Annotated in this window: 20 protein-coding genes; 3 read left to right on the top strand and 17 right to left on the bottom strand. The window is 72.9% G+C overall.

Annotated elements, in window-relative coordinates:
• Positions 1–46 precede the first annotated feature (46 nt).
• The 5 genes from GV155_RS12245 to GV155_RS12265 are packed head-to-tail and all read right to left on the bottom strand — an operon-like array spanning position 47 to position 5,539.
• A complete protein-coding gene (locus GV155_RS12245; RefSeq protein ID WP_160008296.1) occupies positions 47–1,432 on the bottom strand; it encodes an NAD(P)/FAD-dependent oxidoreductase in 1,386 nt (461 codons plus the stop codon).
• Positions 1,425–2,222: an ABC transporter permease gene (locus GV155_RS12250; RefSeq protein ID WP_236554295.1), complete on the bottom strand. Its 798-nt coding sequence runs from the start codon at positions 2,220–2,222 to the stop codon at positions 1,425–1,427. The genes GV155_RS12245 and GV155_RS12250 overlap by 8 nt, the downstream gene beginning before the upstream one ends.
• Positions 2,219–3,142 carry an ABC transporter permease gene (locus tag GV155_RS12255; RefSeq protein ID WP_160008298.1) on the bottom strand — a complete coding sequence of 308 codons (924 nt, stop codon included), beginning with the start codon at positions 3,140–3,142 and terminating at the stop codon, positions 2,219–2,221. Before GV155_RS12255 ends, GV155_RS12250 begins: the two co-directional genes overlap by 4 nt.
• The gene (locus GV155_RS12260; protein ID WP_160008300.1) at positions 3,139–4,326 is read right to left on the bottom strand and encodes an ABC transporter ATP-binding protein; all 1,188 of its coding nucleotides are present in this window, start codon (positions 4,324–4,326) and stop codon (positions 3,139–3,141) included. The genes GV155_RS12255 and GV155_RS12260 overlap by 4 nt, the downstream gene beginning before the upstream one ends.
• Positions 4,310–5,539, bottom strand: coding sequence for a polyamine ABC transporter substrate-binding protein (locus GV155_RS12265; RefSeq protein WP_236554296.1), 1,230 nt, complete (start codon positions 5,537–5,539; stop codon positions 4,310–4,312). The genes GV155_RS12260 and GV155_RS12265 overlap by 17 nt, the downstream gene beginning before the upstream one ends.
• Positions 5,540–5,704: 165 nt before the next feature.
• Between GV155_RS12265 and GV155_RS12270 the strand changes: the two genes are divergently transcribed.
• Positions 5,705–6,178 carry an Lrp/AsnC family transcriptional regulator gene (locus GV155_RS12270; RefSeq protein ID WP_160008302.1) on the top strand — a complete coding sequence of 158 codons (474 nt, stop codon included), beginning with the start codon at positions 5,705–5,707 and terminating at the stop codon, positions 6,176–6,178.
• 2 nt (positions 6,179–6,180) lie between these two features.
• The gene (locus GV155_RS12275) at positions 6,181–7,290 is read left to right on the top strand and encodes an LOG family protein (protein WP_160008304.1); all 1,110 of its coding nucleotides are present in this window, start codon (positions 6,181–6,183) and stop codon (positions 7,288–7,290) included.
• Positions 7,291–7,347: 57 nt separating this feature from the next.
• On the opposite strand, the gene GV155_RS12280 is transcribed toward GV155_RS12275, so the two are convergent.
• The 10 genes from GV155_RS12280 to rpsB form a co-directional block, all read right to left on the bottom strand.
• Complete coding sequence (locus GV155_RS12280; protein WP_160008306.1) at positions 7,348–8,508, bottom strand: glycosyltransferase family 4 protein; 1,161 nt, start codon at positions 8,506–8,508, stop codon at positions 7,348–7,350.
• Between the two features lie 87 nt (positions 8,509–8,595).
• Positions 8,596–9,399 carry a GNAT family N-acetyltransferase gene (locus tag GV155_RS12285; protein WP_160008308.1) on the bottom strand — a complete coding sequence of 268 codons (804 nt, stop codon included), beginning with the start codon at positions 9,397–9,399 and terminating at the stop codon, positions 8,596–8,598.
• 78 nt (positions 9,400–9,477) lie between these two features.
• Positions 9,478–10,668: a 23S rRNA (adenine(2503)-C(2))-methyltransferase RlmN gene (rlmN, locus tag GV155_RS12290; RefSeq protein ID WP_160008310.1), complete on the bottom strand. Its 1,191-nt coding sequence runs from the start codon at positions 10,666–10,668 to the stop codon at positions 9,478–9,480.
• 77 nt (positions 10,669–10,745) lie between these two features.
• A complete protein-coding gene (locus GV155_RS12295; protein WP_201300154.1) occupies positions 10,746–11,126 on the bottom strand; it encodes a hypothetical protein in 381 nt (126 codons plus the stop codon).
• Positions 11,123–11,650 (bottom strand): histidine phosphatase family protein, encoded by a 528-nt coding sequence (locus GV155_RS12300; protein WP_160008312.1) that lies wholly within the window; start codon positions 11,648–11,650, stop codon positions 11,123–11,125. The genes GV155_RS12295 and GV155_RS12300 overlap by 4 nt, the downstream gene beginning before the upstream one ends.
• 13 nt (positions 11,651–11,663) lie before the next feature.
• The gene (locus tag GV155_RS12305; RefSeq protein ID WP_160008314.1) at positions 11,664–12,599 is read right to left on the bottom strand and encodes a phosphatidate cytidylyltransferase; all 936 of its coding nucleotides are present in this window, start codon (positions 12,597–12,599) and stop codon (positions 11,664–11,666) included.
• 25 nt (positions 12,600–12,624) lie between these two features.
• Positions 12,625–13,179 carry a ribosome recycling factor gene (gene frr, locus GV155_RS12310; RefSeq protein ID WP_201300311.1) on the bottom strand — a complete coding sequence of 185 codons (555 nt, stop codon included), beginning with the start codon at positions 13,177–13,179 and terminating at the stop codon, positions 12,625–12,627.
• A 78-nt stretch (positions 13,180–13,257) separates the two neighbouring features.
• Positions 13,258–13,971, bottom strand: a complete 714-nt coding sequence (gene pyrH, locus GV155_RS12315) for a UMP kinase (RefSeq protein ID WP_160008318.1) — start codon at positions 13,969–13,971, stop codon at positions 13,258–13,260.
• A gap of 111 nt (positions 13,972–14,082) precedes the next feature.
• On the bottom strand, positions 14,083–14,895 hold the full coding sequence (tsf, locus tag GV155_RS12320) for a translation elongation factor Ts (RefSeq protein ID WP_160008320.1): 813 nt from the start codon (positions 14,893–14,895) through the stop codon (positions 14,083–14,085).
• A 101-nt stretch (positions 14,896–14,996) separates the two neighbouring features.
• On the bottom strand, positions 14,997–16,007 hold the full coding sequence (rpsB, locus tag GV155_RS12325) for a 30S ribosomal protein S2 (RefSeq protein WP_160008322.1): 1,011 nt from the start codon (positions 16,005–16,007) through the stop codon (positions 14,997–14,999).
• Between the two features lie 391 nt (positions 16,008–16,398).
• On the opposite strand from rpsB, the gene GV155_RS12330 reads away from it, so the two are divergent.
• Positions 16,399–16,989: a M23 family metallopeptidase gene (locus GV155_RS12330; protein WP_160008324.1), complete on the top strand. Its 591-nt coding sequence runs from the start codon at positions 16,399–16,401 to the stop codon at positions 16,987–16,989.
• Here GV155_RS12330 and GV155_RS12335 read toward each other — a convergent pair.
• The gene (locus GV155_RS12335; protein WP_201300155.1) at positions 16,941–17,540 is read right to left on the bottom strand and encodes a hypothetical protein; all 600 of its coding nucleotides are present in this window, start codon (positions 17,538–17,540) and stop codon (positions 16,941–16,943) included. The genes GV155_RS12330 and GV155_RS12335 overlap by 49 nt on opposite strands.
• Entirely contained in the window at positions 17,533–18,483 is a 951-nt protein-coding gene (locus GV155_RS12340; protein ID WP_160008326.1) for a tyrosine recombinase XerC, read from the bottom strand. The genes GV155_RS12335 and GV155_RS12340 overlap by 8 nt, the downstream gene beginning before the upstream one ends.
• Positions 18,484–18,526 lie beyond the last annotated feature (43 nt).

The raw sequence follows: 18,526 nt of genomic DNA on the forward strand, positions 1-18,526 counted from the left end.
AACATTCCCCGGGGTCCGTTGGTCCCGGTTCGTTGCTCCCGGTGGGTCAGGAGTCGAAGCCGAGCCCGGCCCGGTCGAGCCCGCGCAGCCACAGGTTGCGGCGCCCGCCCCGGGCGTCGGCTGCGGCCAGGGAGTGCCGGGTGGCGGTGATCCCGCCCCAGCGCAGCGGCTCGGGAGGGAAGGGCAGGGGCTTCTCACGCACCATCCGCAGCGCGGTCCGCTCGGTCTCCTCCCCCGCCAGCAGGTCGAGGACCACGTCGGCGCCGAACCGGGTCGCGGCGACGCCGAGCCCGGTGTAGCCGGCGGCGTACCCGACGCGCCCACCCAGCGCGGTGCCGAAGAACGCGGTGAACCGGGTGCAGGTGTCGATCACGCCGCCCCAGCGGTGCGAGATCCCCACGTCGGCCAGCGCGGGGAACGTGTCGACGAGCTGCTCGGCCAGGAGGGCGTGCGTCCGGCCCTGCTCCAGCGACCGGTCGATCCGGCTGCCCCAGTGGTAGACCGCGTCGTAGCCGCCCCACAGCAGGCGGTCGTCGCGGGTCAGCCGGGAGTAGTGGAAGAGGTTGCCGGCGTCGGCCAGGCCCTCCCGCCCGGCCCACCCGATCGCCGCGCGCTGCTCGGCGTCGAGCGGCTCGGTCATCAGCACGTGGTCGTAGACCGGCACCGTCATCAACCGTAGTCGGCGCAGCAGCGACGGGAAGGCGTTGGTGGCCAGCACGACGTGCCGCGCCGTGACGCTCCCGCGGACGGTACGCACCCGTACCCCGGCGCCCTCGCGCGCCAGCCCGGTGGCGGGACTGCCCTCGTGGACCACGCCGCCCAGGCCACGGACGGCCTCGCGCAGGCCCCACGCCAGGCGGGCCGGCTCGACCAGGGCGGTCCCGCCGGGCTCGTGCAGCCCGCCGAGCCAGGTCGGGGAGTCGACGCGCGCCCGGGTCGCGGCGGCGTCGAGGACCTCGACGTCGTGCCCGGCCGCCGCCATCGCCTCCCCCAGCGCGGCCAGCTCCTCGACCTGGTGCGGCGCGGTGGCCGCGGTGAGCTCGCCCGAGACGCGGAAGTCGCAGTCGACGGCGTACCGCTCGACCGTCTCGCCGATCGCGGCGAGGTTCTCCGCCCCGAGCCGGTCCAGCTGCGCGAGCTCCTCGGGCCACCGCTCGAGGCCGTTGCCGAAGCCGTGGGTGAGGCTGGCCGAGGCGAAGCCGCCGTTGCGCCCGCTCGCCTCCTGGCCGCACGAGCCTGCCTCGAGCACCACGACCGTGCGACCGGGGTCGCGCTCGAGGGCCCGCAGCGCGGCCCACAGCCCGGCGTACCCGCCGCCCACGACGACCAGGTCGGCGGTGACGTCCTCGAGCAGCGGCGGCAGCGGGTCCGGGCGGGCCGGGTCGTCGAGCCAGTAGCAGCGGGGGGCGGCGTCGGCGAGGGTGTCAGGCAACGGGGACCTGCCGCCTCCGGTTGCGGACCTCGACGCCGATCACGACCGCGATCGACAGCACGAACATCAGGGTCCCGATCACGTTCACCTGCATCGGGATGCCCACCCGGGCGACGCCCCAGACGTACATCGGGAACGTGGTGGTGTTGCCAGAGTTGAGGTTGGTGACGATGAAGTCGTCGAAGCTCAGCGAGAAGCTGAGGAGCGCGGCAGCCAGGATGCCGGGCAGGACCAGCGGGAAGGTGACCCGCCAGAAGGTCTGCGCCGGGGTCGCGTAGAGGTCCATCGCGGCCTGCTCCAGCGCGTCGTCCATGCCGGCCAGGCGGGCGCGCACCGTGACGACGACGAAGGACAGGCAGAACATCACGTGCGCGATCAGGATGGTCCAGAACCCCAGCTGACCGGCCAGGCCGGAGGCGACGAAGAGCGCCAGCAGCGAGCTGCCGAGCACGACCTCCGGGGTGGCCATCGGCAGGAAGATCAGCAGGTTCGAGGCCGAGCGACCGCGGAAGCGGTGCCGCACCAGGGCGAAGGCGGCCAGCGTGCCGAGCACGGTCGACCCGGCGGTGGCCAGGGCACCGATCCGGATGCTGACCCCCAGCGCGGAGCACAGGTCGGGGTCGGCGCAGGGGTTCAGCCAGTTGTCGAGGGTGAACCCGTCGAAGCTGTAGACCAGCCGCGAGTCGGGGGCGTTGAAGCTCATCAGCACCACCACCGCGATCGGCACGAACGTGTAGACCAGCACCGCCAGCCCGAGCAGCAGCACGAGGTTGTCGCGGACCCACCTCACAGCAGCTCCTCCGTCCCGGCGCGGCGCACGTAGACGAGCACCATCACCACGATCAGCACCGACAGCAGCACCGACAGCGCGGCGGCGACCGGGTAGTTGTTGGCGTCGGTGAACTGGCTCTGGATGACGTTGCCGATCACCCGGTTGTTGGTCGAGCCCAGCAGCTCGGCGTTGATGTAGTCGCCGGTGGCCGGGATGAAGGTGAGCAGGGTCCCCGAGACGACGCCGGGCAGCGAGAGCGGCCAGGTCACCTTGAAGAACCCGGCGACGGGGTTGGCGTAGAGGTCGCTGGAGGCCTCCACGAGGCGCGGGTCGAGCTTGTCGAGGCTGGCGTAGAGCGGCAGCACCATGAACGGCAGGAAGTTGTAGGTCAGCCCCGCGATCACCGCGAACGGCGTGGCCAGCAGCCGGCCGTCGTCGCCGAGGAGCTGCAGCACCTGCAGCGTGTTCACCACGAACCCGTCGTCGGCCAGGATCAGCTTCCAGCTCAGGGTGCGGATCAGGAAGCTGGTGAAGAACGGGGCGATGACCAGCACCAGCATCAGGTTCTTCCACCGCCCGGCCTTGAAGGCGATCGCGTACGCCAGCACGTAGCCGAGCACCAGGCAGGCCGCGGTGGCGGCGGCGCCGTACGCCATCGCGCGCAGCAGCGGGCCCCAGTAGTCGCGCACGACGTCGACGTAGTTGCCCCACGCGTAGGTCATCTCGTAGCCGCGGAAGTCCGAGCCCGACGGGTCGAAGAGGCTGGTCGCGACCAGCGAGTAGAACGGCACCACGAAGAAGGCCAGCAGGAAGATCCCGGCCGGCGCGAGCAGCAGGTAGCCGGTGACCGACCCGCGGGGCCGGCGCGAGCGGCGGGCGGGGCGGTCCGCACGTCCGCCCCCGGGCGTCCGGGGTGGCGCGGGCGCCTCGACGCTCACCCGACGACCCGGTCCGCCCCGGCCGCCACGTCCTGCGAGGCGTCGAGCAGGAAGGCGTACTCGGGGCGCCAGGACAGCTCGACCTGCTCGCCGTGGGCGAACATCCGCTGCCGGCCGGTGTTCTGGGCGAAGACCTGCAGCTCCTGGCCCCACGGCATCCGCACGAGGTACTGCGTGCTCACTCCGACGAACGACACGTCGGTGATGACGCCGCCCGGCACGGTGTTGCCCGGTGCGTCGAGCTCGGCGCCGACCTCGCCGATCAGCACCTTCTCCGGACGGATGCCGACCCAGCCGCGGTCGCCGTCGGTGTGCACCCGGTGGGCCGGCACGCTCACGGTCACGCCGTGCATGTCGACGGTGACCAGGTCGGCGTCGCGGCGCCGTACGGTGCCCTCGATCAGGTTGGACTGGCCCAGGAAGTTGGCCACGAAGGTGCTGCGGGGGTTCTCGTACAGCTCCGAGGGCGCGCCCATCTGCTCCACGACGCCGCCGTTCATCACCGCGACCGTGTCGGCCATGGTCATGGCCTCCTCCTGGTCGTGCGTGACGTGGACGAAGGTCAGCCCCACCTCGGTCTGGATCCGCTTGACCTCGATCTGCATCGAGCGGCGCAGCTTCAGGTCGAGCGCGCCGAGCGGCTCGTCGAGGAGCAGCACCTCGGGCCGGTTGATCAGCGCCCGGGCCAGCGCGACCCGCTGCTGCTGGCCGCCGGAGAGCTGCGCCGGCTTCTTGGACGCCTGCGTCTCCAGCTCGACCAGCGCCAGCATCGCCTCGACCTGCGCGGCGACGTCCTTGACCTTGCGGCGCTTCAGGCCGAAGGCGACGTTCTCGGCGACGTCGAGGTGCGGGAAGAGCGCGTAGCTCTGGAAGACGGTGTTGACCGGGCGCCGGTACGGCTTGGTCCGGGTGATGTCCTCCCCGGCCAGCGTGATCGTGCCGGAGGTCGGCTGCTCGAGTCCGGCGACCATCCGCAAGGTGGTGGTCTTGCCGCACCCCGACGGACCGAGCAGCGCGAAGAAGCTGCCGCGCGGGATGTCGAGGTCGAGGGAGCGGACCGCGGTGTAGGAGCCGAAGGACTTCGTGAGCGCCCGGATCCGGAGCCCGTCGTACGGCCCCTCCTCACCGCTCGCCGGAGCGCCCAGCGCGTCCCCTGCCACCTCCTGCTCAGCCAGTCGTGACATCGGCCCACTCCCTCTCGTACTGAGACTGCTCACGGTCGTCGAGCGCCTTGAAGTCCCACGTGGTGCGGAGCAGCTCGGCGTCGGGGAAGATCAGCGGGTTGTCCACCAGCGAGGGGTCCACCTGCTCCATCGCCTCCTGGGCGCCCTGGACGGGGCAGATGTAGTTGACCCACGCCGCGAGCCGGGCGGCGACCTCGGGGTCGTAGTAGTAGTCGATCCAGCGTTCGGCGTTGTCCTGGTGCGTGGCCTGGTTGGGCACCAGCATGTTGTCGCTCCACAGCGACAGGCCCTCCTCGGGCGCCACGAACCGGATGTCGGGGTTCTCCAGCTGGGCCTGCAGCACGTCGCCCGACCAGGCCTCGCAGGCCAGGATGTTGCCGGCCGAGAGGTCCTGGAGGTAGTTGTTGCCCGCGAAGCTGCGCAGCTGGCCGTCGGCGATGACCTGGCGCAGCCGGTCCATCGCGTCCTCCCACTGCGTGGAGGTGAAGTCGCCCGGGTCGGCCCCGACGACCTTGAGCATGAAGCCCATGGTGTCGTACATCTCGGTCAGCAGCGTGATGCGTCCCTTGAGGTCCTCCCGCGTCAGCAGCTCGGTGAAGGACCCGACCTCGTCGACCTCGGCGGCGTTGTAGGCGATGCCGGTCAGGCCGCTCTGCCACGGCGCGTGGAAGGTCTCGTCGGGGTCCCACGCCTTGCCCTGCAGGTCGGGGATGAGGTTCCGGTGCAGGTTCGGCACCGCGCTCCGCTCCAGCGGCTGGACCCAGCCCAGGCCGATCATCCGGGCCGCCATCCAGTCGGTGAGGACGATCAGGTCGCGGTCGATCGGGTCGCAGGAGCCGAGCTGGTTCTTGACCTTGGCGTAGAACTCCGCGTTGTCGTTGACGTCGACGTTGTACTCCACCTCGATGCCGGTGGAGGAGGTGAAGTCGGCCAGCGTGGAGCCCGGCTTGTTGCGCGGGTCGATGTAGCCGGTCCAGTTGGAGATGACCATCCGCGCGTCGCTCGCCGACACGTCGGCGGCCCGGCAGGCCATCGGGTCCTGCGCGGCGCCGGCGACGGAGAAGAAGGGCAGGTCGAGCGCGGCGACGCTGACCCCGACGCCGGCGGCCACTCCCCCGGCGGTGAGGAACCCGCGACGGCTGAGGGTCGAGCGTCGGGCGGGCTCGGGGGCCACGGGTCCTGCGGAGCTGTTCTCGGGCGGGCGGGGCGGCATGCACTGTCCTCCGGTCACCGGTCGGGGTGTGGTGGATCGTGTCACGGCACGGGGTCCCCGACAAGGGATCGAGTCGTCACGAAACGTGAACGCAACGAAATCCTTCGTAGTAATGCAGGCCGGGCGCGGCTGTCACCACCAGGTCGGGCGGGATACGTTGCCGTCATGACGACGCGACGCGACCCGCGCCCCACGCCGCTCGACGAGACCTCGAAGGCCATCATCGCCGAGCTCCAGACCGACGGACGTCGCTCCTTCGCCGCGATCGGCAAGAAGGTCGAGCTCTCGGAGGCGGCCGTGCGCCAGCGCGTGCACCGCCTGGTCGAGACCGGCGCGATGCAGATCGTGGCGGTCACCGACCCCCTCCAGCTCGGCTTCGCGCGCCAGGCCATGGTGGGGATCACCGTCGACGGCCCGATCGAGCCGGTCGCCGAGGCGGTCGGCGCGCTGGAGGAGGTCGACTACGTCGTCGTCACCGCCGGGCGCTACGACATCCTGGCCGAGCTGGTCTGCGAGAGCGACGACCACCTGCTGGAGATCATCTCGGGCTCGATCCGCGCCATCGAGGGCGTCGCGGGCACGGAGACGTTCATGTACCTCGGGCTGCGCAAGCAGACCTACTCCTGGGGCGTGCGCTGAGCATGCGGTCCTCCCGGGGCCGCACCGTCGACGTCGGGTCCGTGGCCGACCTGGACGAGCGTCTCGCGGCGGGCGCGCGGTCGCTGTCCGGGTGGCGGGTCCGCTCGCTCGACCTCACCGGTCACGGCGCGGCCCTGCGCCGCTGCCGGCTGGCGGGCGCGACGTTCCTGGGCTGCACCTTCGCCGCGGGTGACGCCGCTGCCGCCGAGGAGGCCGGGGCACTGGTGCTGCCGGGGCTGCCGGACACCCCGCTGGACGTCTACCGGGCCGACCTCTACTCCCCCGCCGAGCTCTACGACACCCTGCACTGGGCCGACAGCCTGGACGGGCGTGCCTACGCCTGGGTCCAGGACGGTGGTGAGGGGGAGGGCGCCCACGCGCTGGCCGAGACGCTGCACGACCACGCCGTCGACGAGGCCCTGGCCCGGTGGCGCGAGGGCCGTCGCCTGGTCGGCGTGATGGGCGGGCACCGCGCCGAACGCGGCGACGCGACCTACCGCGACGCGGCCCGGCTCGGACGGCTGCTCGCCGACCCCCGGGGCGCCGCACTGACGGTGGCGACCGGGGGTGGACCCGGCGCGATGGAGGCCGCGAACCTGGGGGCGCGGCTCGCGTCGTACGACGCCACGGTGCTCGACGAGGCGCTGCAGCAGCTGGCCCGGGTCCCCACCTACCGGCCCTCCATCGACGCCTGGGTGCTGGCGGCCTTCGACGTGGTGGGCCGCTGGCCGGAGGCGACGCCCTCGCTGGGGATCCCCACCTGGCACTACGGGCACGAGCCGCCGGGGGCCTTCGCCACCGCGGTGGCCAAGTACGTCCGCAACGCCACCCGCGAGGCGATCCTGCTCGAGGTCTGCGACGCCGGCATCGTCTTCCTGCCCGGCGCCGGTGGCACGGTGCAGGAGGTCTTCCAGGACGCCTGCGAGAACTACTACGCCGACGAGGCGTCGGTCGCACCGATGGTGCTGGTCGGCGCTCGGTACTGGACCGACGAGCTCCCGGTCTGGCCGCTGCTGCGGGCGCTGGCCCGCGGCCGCCCGATGGAGCCGCACGTGCACCTGGTCGACACCGTCGAGGAGGCCGTGGAGGTCGTCACCCACCCGCCGAGATGACGCTCGCGGACAGCCGAGATGACGCTCGCGGCGCCTCGAGGTGACGGTTGCGGCGCCTCAGGCGGCCGTACGCACCTCGCCTGCGGCGCCGACGACGCCGCGGTAGTGCTCGACCAGGGCGGCGTTGACCGCGGCCCAGGACCGCCCCCGGACCGCCCGCCGCGCAGCGACCCCGAGCAGCCGACGGCGCAGGGGGTCCTCCAGCAGGTCGCCCACGTGCGCAGCCATCGCGGCGGCGTCCCCGGGCGGGTAGAGGAACCCGTCGACGCCGTGGTCGACCACGTCGAGCGGTCCGCCCTGCGCCGGCGCCACCACCGGCACCCCGGAGGCGAGGGCCTCCTGGGCGGACTGGCAGTAGGTCTCGTGCCGGCCGGTGTGCACGAAGACGTCGAGGGAGGCGTAGGTCCGGCCGAGGTCGTCCCCGTGGAGCACGCCGAGGAACCGGGTGTCGGGCAGCAGCGCGCGCAGCCGGTCCTCCTCCGGTCCGCCGCCGACCACCACCAGCTGCAGGCGCGGGTCCCGGTCGAGCACGGCCAGCAGCTCGAGCTCCTTCTCGGGCGCGAGGCGGCCGACGTACCCGACCAGGGGCCGCCCCTCCGGCGACAGCGTCGCGCGCAGGCCCGCGTCCCGTCGTACGGGGTGGAAGGCGCACGAGTCCACGCCGCGACGCCACAGCGCGACCCGGTCGACGCCGAGGCCGAGCAGCTGGTCGCGGCTGGCCGTCGAGGGTGCGAGCGTCAGCGCGACGTCGCCGTGGATGCGCCGCGTCAGGTACGTCATCGCGCGCACCCCACCGGCCAGGTCGTAGCGCTGCGCGAAGCCGACGAGGTCGGTCTGGTAGACCGCGACGACCGGGATGCCGAGCTCCTCGGCGGCCCGCACGGCGGTCAGCCCGAGCACCGCCGGCGACGCGACGTGGACGACGTCGGGCCGGAACCGCTGCATCACCGCGACCAGGCGGCGCCGGCTCTCCAGCCCGATCCGGAAGTCGCGGTAGAACGGCAGGGCGGCGCCCCGCGCGTGCGTCACCGGGAAGCCGGCGTAGGTCGGCGGCCCGGTGGGGGCGACCAGCTCGGCGACGTGACCCTCGGCGGCGAGGTGCTCGAGCACCCGTCTGACGGAGTTGGTCACGCCGTTCACCTGCGGCAGGAACGACTCCGCGACGACGAGCACGCGCAGCGGCTGGACGGGATCGAGGGGACCGCGGGTCGGGGCCATGGCGCTGACGCTAGGAGCGCGGGCGTACGCCTGGCGCCGCGAGCCGTGGACGTCAGGTGAACAGGTGCGGACGAGTCCGCGGCGGCCTCACAGCGCGAGGGTGCAGGAGACCTCGCGTCCGTAGACGGCGAACCCGGCGCGCCGCAGGATCGGCCCGGAGGTCTCGACGCGGCCCTTGACCAGGGCCAGGCCGGCGCCCTGCCGCACACCCTCCGCGAGCCGCTCGGCGAGCATCGCGCGGTAGATCCCGCGCCCGCGGGCCTCCTCACGCACCCCGCCGCCCCAGAGCCTCACGTCGCCGTCGACGATGCTGACGCCCCCGGAGCCGACCGGGTGGCCGCCGTCGTAGGCCACGACCTGGCCGCCTCGCCCGGCAGCCCGCGTCTCCCGCCAGCGGGCGAGGGAGGGCTCGAGCTCCTCCTCCGGCACGGGTTTCCCCCCGAACACCTCGACGTTCACCGCCGCGAGGTCCCGCAGGCCCTGGACGTCGTCGACCCACCGCACGTCCACACCGTCCGCGGGGCCGCCGAGGGCGGGCGGGCCGTCCGCCAGGTCGAGGGCGAGCACGTCGAGCGTCTCGTCGACGACGCCGCCCCGGTCGACGTACGCCTCGAGCAGACCCTCCGGCGCACCGAGCCGCACCCAGGCGGTGAGCGCCGCGTCGGCGGGGAGGTCGAAGCTCCGAGCCGCGGCCAGGGCGGCGTCGAGGGCCTGCTCGACGTCGCCGCTGGGGTCGAACCTGGCCAGCTCCAGCGGGTGGAAGAACCAGTCCGGGTAGCGCACCAGCAGGAAGTCGTCGGTCTCGATCGAGCGCGCCTGATCGGGCACCCAGATCCAGGCGGCGCTCGCGGCGGCCACCCGGGCGGCGTCGGGCGGGGTCGTCCGCGTCATGACTCCAACCTCGTGTCCGGAACCGTCATCTCGAGGCGCCGCGAGCGTCATCTCGGCTGTCCGCAAGCGTCATCTCGGCTACTCGGTGGCGGCGAGCTGGCCGCAGGCCCCGTCGATCTCGGAGCCTCGGGTGTCGCGGACCGTGGTCGGGATGCCCTTGGCCTCGAGGCGGCGTACGAACTCGCGCTCGTCGGCCGGGTCCGAGGCGGTCCACCTGCTCCCCGGGGTGGGGTTCAGCGGGATCAGGTTGACGTGAACCCAGCCCCAGTTGCCGAACCCGTTGAGGACGTCACCGAGGAGGTCGGCGCGCCAGGCCTGGTCGTTGATCCCGCGCATCATGGCGTACTCGATCGAGACGCGACGCTTGGTGACGCGGGCGTAGTCCCAGGCCGCCTCGACGGTCTCGGCGACCGAGGAGCGGGTGTTGATCGGGACCAGCTCGTTGCGCAGCTCGTCGTCGGGAGCGTGCAGGCTCAGCGCGAGGGTGCAGGCGATGCCCTCCTCGGTGAGCTGGCGGATGCGCGGGACGAGACCGACCGTCGACACCGTGACACCGCGCGCCGACATGCCCAGGCCCTCGGGCGCCGGCGAGGTGAGCCGGCGTACGGCGCCCACGACCGCCTTGTAGTTGGCCAGCGGCTCCCCCATGCCCATGAAGACCACGTTGGAGACCCGGCCCGGACCACCCGGGACCTCGCCGCGCTGCAACGACCGCGCCCCGGCGAGGACCTGCTCGACGATCTCCGCGGTCGACATGTTGCGCTGCAGGCCGCCCTGGCCGGTGGCACAGAACGGGCAGGCCATGCCGCAACCGGCCTGGCTGGAGACGCACATCGTCACGCGGCCGGGGTAGCGCATCAGCACCGACTCGACCAGCGCGCCGTCGAAGAGCTTCCACAGGGTCTTGCGGGTGGTGCCCTTGTCCGCCTCCAGCGTGCGCAGCGGCGTCATCAACGTCGGCAGCAGGCCCGCGACCAGCGGCTCGCGCTGGGCGGCCGGCAGGTCGGTCATCAGCTCGGGGTCGTCGACCAGCCGGGCGAAGTAGTGGTTCGAGAGCTGCTTGGCGCGGAATCCCGGCAGCCCCTTCTCGGTCGCCAGGGCGACCCGCTCGTCGAGCGTCAGGTCGGCGAGGTGGCGCGGCGGCTTGGCCCGTCCGCGCGGCTCGTCGAAGACCAGCGGGAGGGCGGCGCGGCCGGCCGGCTCGGCGGGAGCGACGGCGGCGGCCGCCGGGACGGCAGGGGCGGAGGAGGGGGCGGGGTTCTCAGGCATGGCTCCCCCAGTGTCGCACCGCGGCGGGTGCCGGGCCGAACCCGCGGCCCGGACCTGCTCGGGCCGGCTCGGGCCGCTCAGCTCGTGCGGACCAGCACGAGCAGCACCAGCGCAGCCACGACGGCCACCACGACCGCGGTCGAGACCATCCCGAGCAGCAGGTAGAGCCCGAACCGGCGGGTCCGGGGCGCGACGCTCAGCCCGATCGGCACCAGGAGCACGAGCAGCACGAACGGGAAGAGGGTCTCGGTCGTGTCGGTGTCGGTCAGGGTGCTGAGCAGGCCGGCGTACAGCCCCGGCACGACGATGATCGTCACCAGCCCCGCGAAGAACCCGGCGAGCGCGGTGAACGTGGGGTGGTCGCGGTGCCACCACCGCGGATCGGGTGCGGCGTCGTCGTCCTTCCCGGCAGCGGTCGGGGTCGACGGCGCCTCGGCGGCGGACGGTGCGTCACTCATCCGATGATCGTAGGCACCTCGAGGCTCGCGACGAGGTCCGGCATGCCGAGCACGCGCCAACGATCCAGGTCGGGCTCCCGCCCGGTCAGGGTCGCGACGACCACGGTCCACGCCGTGCCGTGACCGACCAGCACCAGGTCCTCCCCCGGAGCTGCGGTGAGGAGCCCACGCACCGCCTCGAGCACCCGGTCCCGGCAGTCGTCCAGCGGCTCCCACCCCGGGGCGGCCGGCCGGTCCGACGTCGCGAACGCAGGTTCCACGGTGCCCGGGAAGTCGCTGATCCACCCCGCGTCCCGACGGTGCTCGGCGAGGCCCTCGACGACGTCGAGCGGCCCGGGGTGCAGGAGCGCGGCCGTCGCCCGCGCCTTCGGCTCGGGCGAGGTCGCCCAGCGCGCGCCGGCCGGGAGCCCGTGCGACCAGCCGACCACCTCGTCGTACGCCCCCGCGGCCAACGGCCAGGTGGACGCCGGTGTGGCCGGGTCGACGGCGGGCCGCCCGTGGCGCACCAGGTGCAGGGCCGTCATGCCGGGGGCCGGGTCAGAAGACGGCGTAGTGCAGCAGCAGCCAGATCGGCGCGACCGTGGCCAGGATCGAGTCGAGCCGGTCCATCAGCCCGCCGTGCCCGGGGATCACCTGGCTCATGTCCTTGATCCCGAGGTCGCGCTTCATCACCGACTCGCACAGGTCACCCAGGGTGGCCATCACGACCGCGATCAGGCCCAGGGCGATGCCGACCCACCAGTCGCCGTCGAGCAGCAGGACCACCAGCGCGACACCGGCCGCGGCGGTGAACACGAACGACCCGGCGAAGCCCTCCCAGGACTTCTTCGGCGAGATGACCGGGGCCATCGGGTGCTTGCCGAACAGCACGCCGGCGACGTAGCCGCCGATGTCGGAGGCGATGGTGACCACGATGAAGACGATGACCCCGGCCACGCCGTCGTCGCCGAGACCGTTGCCGGTCAGCCCGCCCTCGCGAAGCAGCAGGGCCACGAACGAGCCGAGGAACGGCACGTAGACGACGGTGAAGACGGCTGCGGTGGCGTTCTGGACGTAGCCGTCGATCCCCCGGCGCAGCAGCCACAGCATCACCACGAGCGCGGTGACGGCCGTCGCGGTGACCAGCGCCTCGGCACCCCAGACGAAGGCCACCACGACCATGACGCCGCCGCCGAGCATGATCGGCTGCTCGGGGATGTCGATGCCCTTGGCCAGGAGCCCCCGGTGCAGCTCCCACACGGCGACGACCACGGCGGCCACCACGACGAGCATGAAGACCGGCTTGACGAAGTACAGCGTGCCGCCGACCAGGCCGAGGAGCAGCACGGCGGAGCCCACGGCCGCGGGCAGGTTGCGCCCCGCCCGCCCGTGGTCCTTGCGCTGCGCCGGGGTCGGGTAGGGCCGACCGGGCACCTGCCCGCCGGAGGGCGGGCCGGGGCTCGTCGGGGACGGGGTGTCGGGTGGGGTGCTCATCCCGGCGGCGGTCGCGTCGAGGTCCTCAGACCTCGATCAGCTCCGACTCCTTGGCCTTGAGCATGTCGTCGATCGCGTCGGTGTGCTTCTTGGTGACGCCGTCGAGGCGCTTCTCGGCCCCGGTGACGTCGTCCTTGCCGACCTCGCCGTCCTTCTCGAGCTTCTCGAGGTTCTGCTTGGAGGTGCGGCGCAGGTTGCGCACGGCCACCCGCCCGTCCTCGGCCTTGCCGCGGGCGACCTTGATGTACTCCTTGCGGCGCTCCTCGGTGAGCTCGGGGAACACGCAGCGGATCATCTTGCCGTCGTCGGCGGGGTTCACGCCGAGGTCGGAGTCGCGGATCGCGCGCTCGATGCCCTTCATCGCGCCCTGGTCGTAGGGCTGGATCAGGATGACCCGGGCCTCGGGGGCGGTGAAGGAGGCCAGCTGCTGCAGCGGCGTGGGCGAGCCGTAGTAGTCGACGAGGATCTTGCTGAACATGCTGGGGTGCGCCCGACCCGCACGGATCGCGGCGAAGTCCTCACGCGTCGCTTCGACCGACTTGGCCATCTTGGCGTCGGCCTCGTTGAGGATGTCGTTGATCACGGGGAGCTCCTGGGGATCGGTGGTGCGAGGACGTACGGGTGCGACCGCCGGAGACTGCCCGCGGTCAGCGGGGCGTCAGCCGGGGTGCACCAACGTCCCGATCTTCTCACCCCGCACCGCCTTGAGGATCGCACCCTCGTCGGCCATGCCGAAGACGATCATCGGCAGCTTGTTCTCGCTGCACAGCGTGAAGGCCGTCTGGTCCATGATCTGCAGACCTCGGCTGATGGCCTCGTCGTAGGTGAGCTCGTCGAACTTGGTGGCGCTCGGGTCCTTCTTCGGGTCCGCGGAGTAGATGCCGTCGACGCCGGACTTGTCGTAGAGCACGATGTCGCAGCGGCTCTCGAGCGCGCGCTGGACCGCCACGGTGTCGGTGGAGAAGAACGGCATGCCCATCCCGGCGCCGAAGATCACCACGCGCCCCTTCTCCATGTGGCGGATGGCGCGGCGGGGGACGTACGGCTCCGCGACCTGGCCCATGGTGATGGCGGTCTGGACCCGGGTGTCGATGCCCAGCTTCTCCAGGAAGTCCTGGAGGGCCAGGCAGTTCATGACGATCCCGAGCATGCCCATGTAGTCGGCACGCACGCGGTCCATGCCGCGCTGCTGGAGCTCGGCGCCGCGGAAGAAGTTCCCGCCGCCGGTCACCACCGCGACCTGGGTCCCGGTCTGCACGACCTCGGCGATCTCCTGAGCGATCCGCTGGACGACGTCGGGGTCGATGCCCACCTTGCCGCCGCCGAAGACCTCGCCGGACAGCTTGAGCAGCACACGGTTGTATCCGGTCACGGCCGGGTCCTCCTGGGGGTGGAGCGGGCAGGGGCACACGAAGAGGCCGGCCCGATGAGTCGTCTCCTCCTCATCGAACCGGCCTCCTGCGTGTTCGGGCAACCTAGCCGATCAGGCGCCGACCTCGAAACGGGCGAACCGCTTCACGGTGGTGCCGGAGGCGTCGAGGACGGCCTGCACGCTCTTCTTGTTCTCGGTCACCGACGGCTGCTCGAGCAGCACGACGTCCTTGAAGAAGCCGTTGAGGCGGCCCTCGGTGATCTTGGCGATCGCCTGCTCGGGCTTGCCCTCCTCGCGGGAGGTGGCCTCGGCGATCTCGCGCTCCTTGGCCACGACGTCGGCCGGGACCTCGTCGCGGGTCAGGAACTGCGGACGCATCGCGGCGACCTGCATGGCGGCACCGCGGGCGGCGTCGGCGTCACCCTCGTACTCGACCAGGACGCCCACGGCGGGGGGCAGGTCGGCGGCACGGCGGTGGAGGTAGGTCACGACGGGGCCCTCGAAGTAGGCCACGCGGCCCAGCTCGATCTTCTCCCCGATGGTGATCGCGAGCTCCTCGACGACCTCCCCGATGGTCTTGCCGTCCAGCGGCACGGCCTTGACCGCCTCGACGTCGCCGGCCTGGGCGGACTCGGCGGCCTCGACGATGCGCTGGGCGGTCGCGACGAAGTCCTCGTTCTTGGCCACGAAGTCGGTCTCGCACTTGATCTCGACGAGCGCGCCACCGGAGGTGACGACGAGGCCGGCGGAGGCCTCGCGCTCGGCGCCGCGCTTGGCGGCCTTCGCGGCGCCCTTGACGCGGAGCAGCTCGACGGCCTGGCCGTGGTCGCCCTCGGCCTCCTCGAGCGCCTTCTTGCAGTCCATCATCCCGGCGCCGGTCTGCTCGCGCAGCTTCTTGACGTCGGCAGCGGTGAAGCTTGCCATCAGTTCGTCTCCCTCGACTCTTTACGTGCTACGTGACCGCACCACCCCGCCACGCGGGCGCGGCGGGGTGGTCCGGTCGTACGGGTTGGTGCGGGTGAGGCTCAGGCCTCGGTGGTCGACGCCTCGGCGTCGGCGGGGGCCTCGGCGGCGGGGGCCTCGGTCTCGGCGGGAGCCTCGGCGGTCTCGCCCTCGGCGGCCGGGGCCGGCGCGGCCGGGGTGGCCTCGGCGGCGGGGGCCGCGGCAGCGGCGGACTCGGCGGCCTCGGAGGAGGCACCCGTGCCCTCGGCGGCCGGGGTCGTCGCGGCGGCGTCGCCACCGGTCGCGGCCACGGCGGCCTTGTCGGCGTCACCGGCGAGCAGCTCGCGCTCCCACTCGGCCAGCGGCTCCTCGGTGGTGCCGGTGCCGGCGGAGGCCTTGCCACCGGAGCGGGCCATCAGGCCCTCGGCGACGGCGTCGGCGATCACGCGGGTCAGCAGACCGACGGCGCGGATGGCGTCGTCGTTGCCCGGGATCGGGAAGTCGACCTCGTCGGGGTCGCAGTTGGTGTCAAGGATCCCGATGATCGGGATCTTCAGCTTGCGGCACTCCTCGACGGCGAGGTGCTCCTTCTTGGTGTCGACCACCCAGACCGCGGCGGGGACGCGGGTCATGTCCCGGATCCCGCCCAGGGTCTTGTCGAGCTTGTCGCGCTCCCGCTTCATCTGCAGGAGCTCCTTCTTGGTGCGGCTGGAGCCGGCCACGTCGTCGAAGTCGACGTCGTCGAGCTCCTTGAGGCGGTTGATCCGCTGGTGCACCGTCTGGAAGTTGGTGAGCATGCCACCGAGCCAGCGCTGGTTGACGTAGGGCATGCCGACGCGCGTCGCCTGCTCGGCGATGGCCTCCTGGGCCTGCTTCTTCGTGCCGACGAACATGATCGCGCCGCCGCGGGACACCGTCTCCTTGATGAAGGCGAACGAGGTGTCGATGTAGGACAGCGACTGCTGCAGGTCGATGATGTAGATGCCGTTGCGCTCGGTCATGATGAAGCGCTTCATCTTGGGGTTCCAGCGACGGGTCTGGTGCCCGAAGTGGACGCCGCTCTCGAGGAGCTGGCGCATGGTGACGACTGCCATGGTGATGTTCTCCTGTGTGGAGCGCACCCCGTGCGTCCGCCCTTGGCACAGGACGGACCGGGACGTGCTCCGGTCGTGTTCAGAGTTGATGCGCCCGGCTGGTGCCGGTCGCCCTGACGCCCACGTGCGACCCCACCCGTCCGACGCCTCGCGGCGAGCGGCTGGGACCTGGGGACCGACACCCACGGGAGGTCGGGGCTCCGGGGAGCACCGTCGTGGTCGGTGGACGTGCGAATTTCGGTCCGGGGACCGATCCGCTCCAGGGTAGTCCAGGCCCGCGCACGCGGCCAATCGGCCCGGCCCCGTCCACAGCGGCCCCGTCCGGCGACCTGGTCCACCGGTGGCAGGCGGCAGGACTCCCCCGCTCCCCCGGGTCCCCTTCGATGAGGCGGTGACCCCGACCCGGTACCGACGCCTCGCCCCGCTGCTGCTCGCCCTGCTGCTGCTCGTGACGTGCCCGCTGCCGGGGAGCGCGGCGGAGCAGGTGCCGGTCGGCACCTGGCCGCTGCGCCCGCAGCCGGCGGTCGCGCACCTCTTCGCACCGCCGCCCACGCCGTACGCCGCCGGTCACCGCGGCGTCGACCTCGCCGCCGCCGCGGGCCAGCCCGTGCGCGCCGCCCTGCCCGGCACCGTCACCTTCGCGGGCAGCATCGCGGGGCGCGGCGTCGTGGTGGTCGACCACGGGGACACCCGCACCACCTACGAGCCCGTCGACGCCTCGGTCCGGTCCGGGGCGGAGGTGGACGCCGGCGATCCGGTGGGCCGGGTACGCCCGGGCCCGGCCTCCCACTGCTTCCCCGCGACCTGCCTGCACTGGGGCTGGATCGCCGGGCAGACCTACCTGGACCCGCTGCTGCTGGTGGGTGCCGGGCCGGTGCGGCTGCTGCCCCTCGTCGCGGGGGCGTCGCTGGTGGTGGCCACCGCTCCCCCCGGCTACCGGCCGAACCCGTCAGCGGCGTTCCAGGTGAGCCTCTCGCCCTGACCGCCTCGCCAGGTGGCGGTGCCGTCCACCGCGGCCAGGTCGGTCCACCCGTCGAAACCCTCGGTGCTGTCGACGTCCCACTCGGTGAGGTCGCCGTCGCTGGCCAGGGCCAGGGACTGCTGCGGGGGCTCGCCGTCGTAGCAGTACAGACCGAAGTCGGCGACAGCGGCGACGAGACCGTCACCGTCGGTGGTCAGGTCGATGCCCTGGCAGGGGTCGGGCTCCGTCGACTCGACCAGGACCTGCGGGCTCGTCCAGGCGTCGTCCTGGGGCGAGTAGTGCTGCTCGAGCAGACTGCCGCCCCCGGGCGCGTAGCGCAGCAGCACCGCCCGCCCGTCGGGCAGCTCGAGCAGCGCCTCGTAGTCCTCGCGGAAGCGACGGTCGAAGGACGCCGTGGCGCGGACGTCGTCGTAGACCGAGGTGTCGTCCTGCGCGGGCGGCGACCCCTCGTCGGAGCGCCCTGCGCCGCAGGCGACGAGCGAGGCGAGCAGGACCGGGACGAGGAGCGGGGCGAGGAGCAGTGCGCCGGCTCCCCGCCTGGTCTCACGCACGGGGGTGCGCCTGCTGGTAGGCGCGGCGGAGCCGCTCGGTCGTCACGTGCGTGTAGCGCTGCGTGGTCGCGAGGGAGGAGTGGCCGAGGATCTCCTGCACCGACCGCAGGTCCGCGCCACCCTCGAGCAGGTGCGTGGCTGCGGAGTGGCGCAGGCCGTGGGGACCGATGTCCGGCGCCCCGGGCACCGTCGCCGCCTGCCGGTGGACCACGGTCCGCACGGCGCGCTGGTCGAGCCGACCGCCGCGGGCCCCGAGGAACAGGGCGGCACCCGAGCCCGGCACGGCCAGCACCGGGCGTCCCCTGGCCAGCCAGCCCTGCAGGGCCAGGGAGGCCGGCCGGCCGTACGGGACCGACCGCTCCTTGCGTCCCTTGCCCAGGACCCGGAGCAGCTCCCGGTCGCGGTCCACGTCGTCGACGTCGAGACCGACCAGCTCCCCGACCCGGATGCCGGTGGCGTACAGCAGCTCCAGCAGCGCCGCGTCGCGCAGCCCGACCGGGGACGCGACGCCGTCGACGTCGGCGGCGTCCGCCACCGCGGAGCGCGCCATCGCCTCCGCCTCGTCGGCACGGAGCACGGCGGGCAGGGTGCGGTGCGGCCGCGGGGACCCCAGGCTCGCGCCGACGTCTCCCGGTGTACGCCCGGTGCGCGCCAGCCAGGCGGTGAGGACGCGAGCGGCGGTGGCCCGGCGGGCCAAGGTGGACCTGGACCGCCCCTGCGACTGCTGCCGCGCCAGCCAGCTGCGCAGCGTCCGCAGGTCCAGGTCACCCGGTTGCGTGGCCCCGCGGCGGGCGGCGTGCTCGAGCATCCCCGCGACGTCGGCGAGGTAGGCCCGCACCGTGTGCGGGGCGAGGTCCCGCTCCGCCACCAGGTGCCGCTCGTAGTCGGCCAGCACGCGCGCGAACGGCTCGGGGAGGTCCTCGTCGGGCCCGGGCGCACTCATCGCGCCATGCTAGGTGGACGGTGACCCGCGGGCCGTGAGGCCG

This window comes from Nocardioides sp. AX2bis, from assembly GCF_902506435.1.
In the GTDB taxonomy this organism is placed as follows: Bacteria; Actinomycetota; Actinomycetes; order Propionibacteriales; family Nocardioidaceae; genus Nocardioides.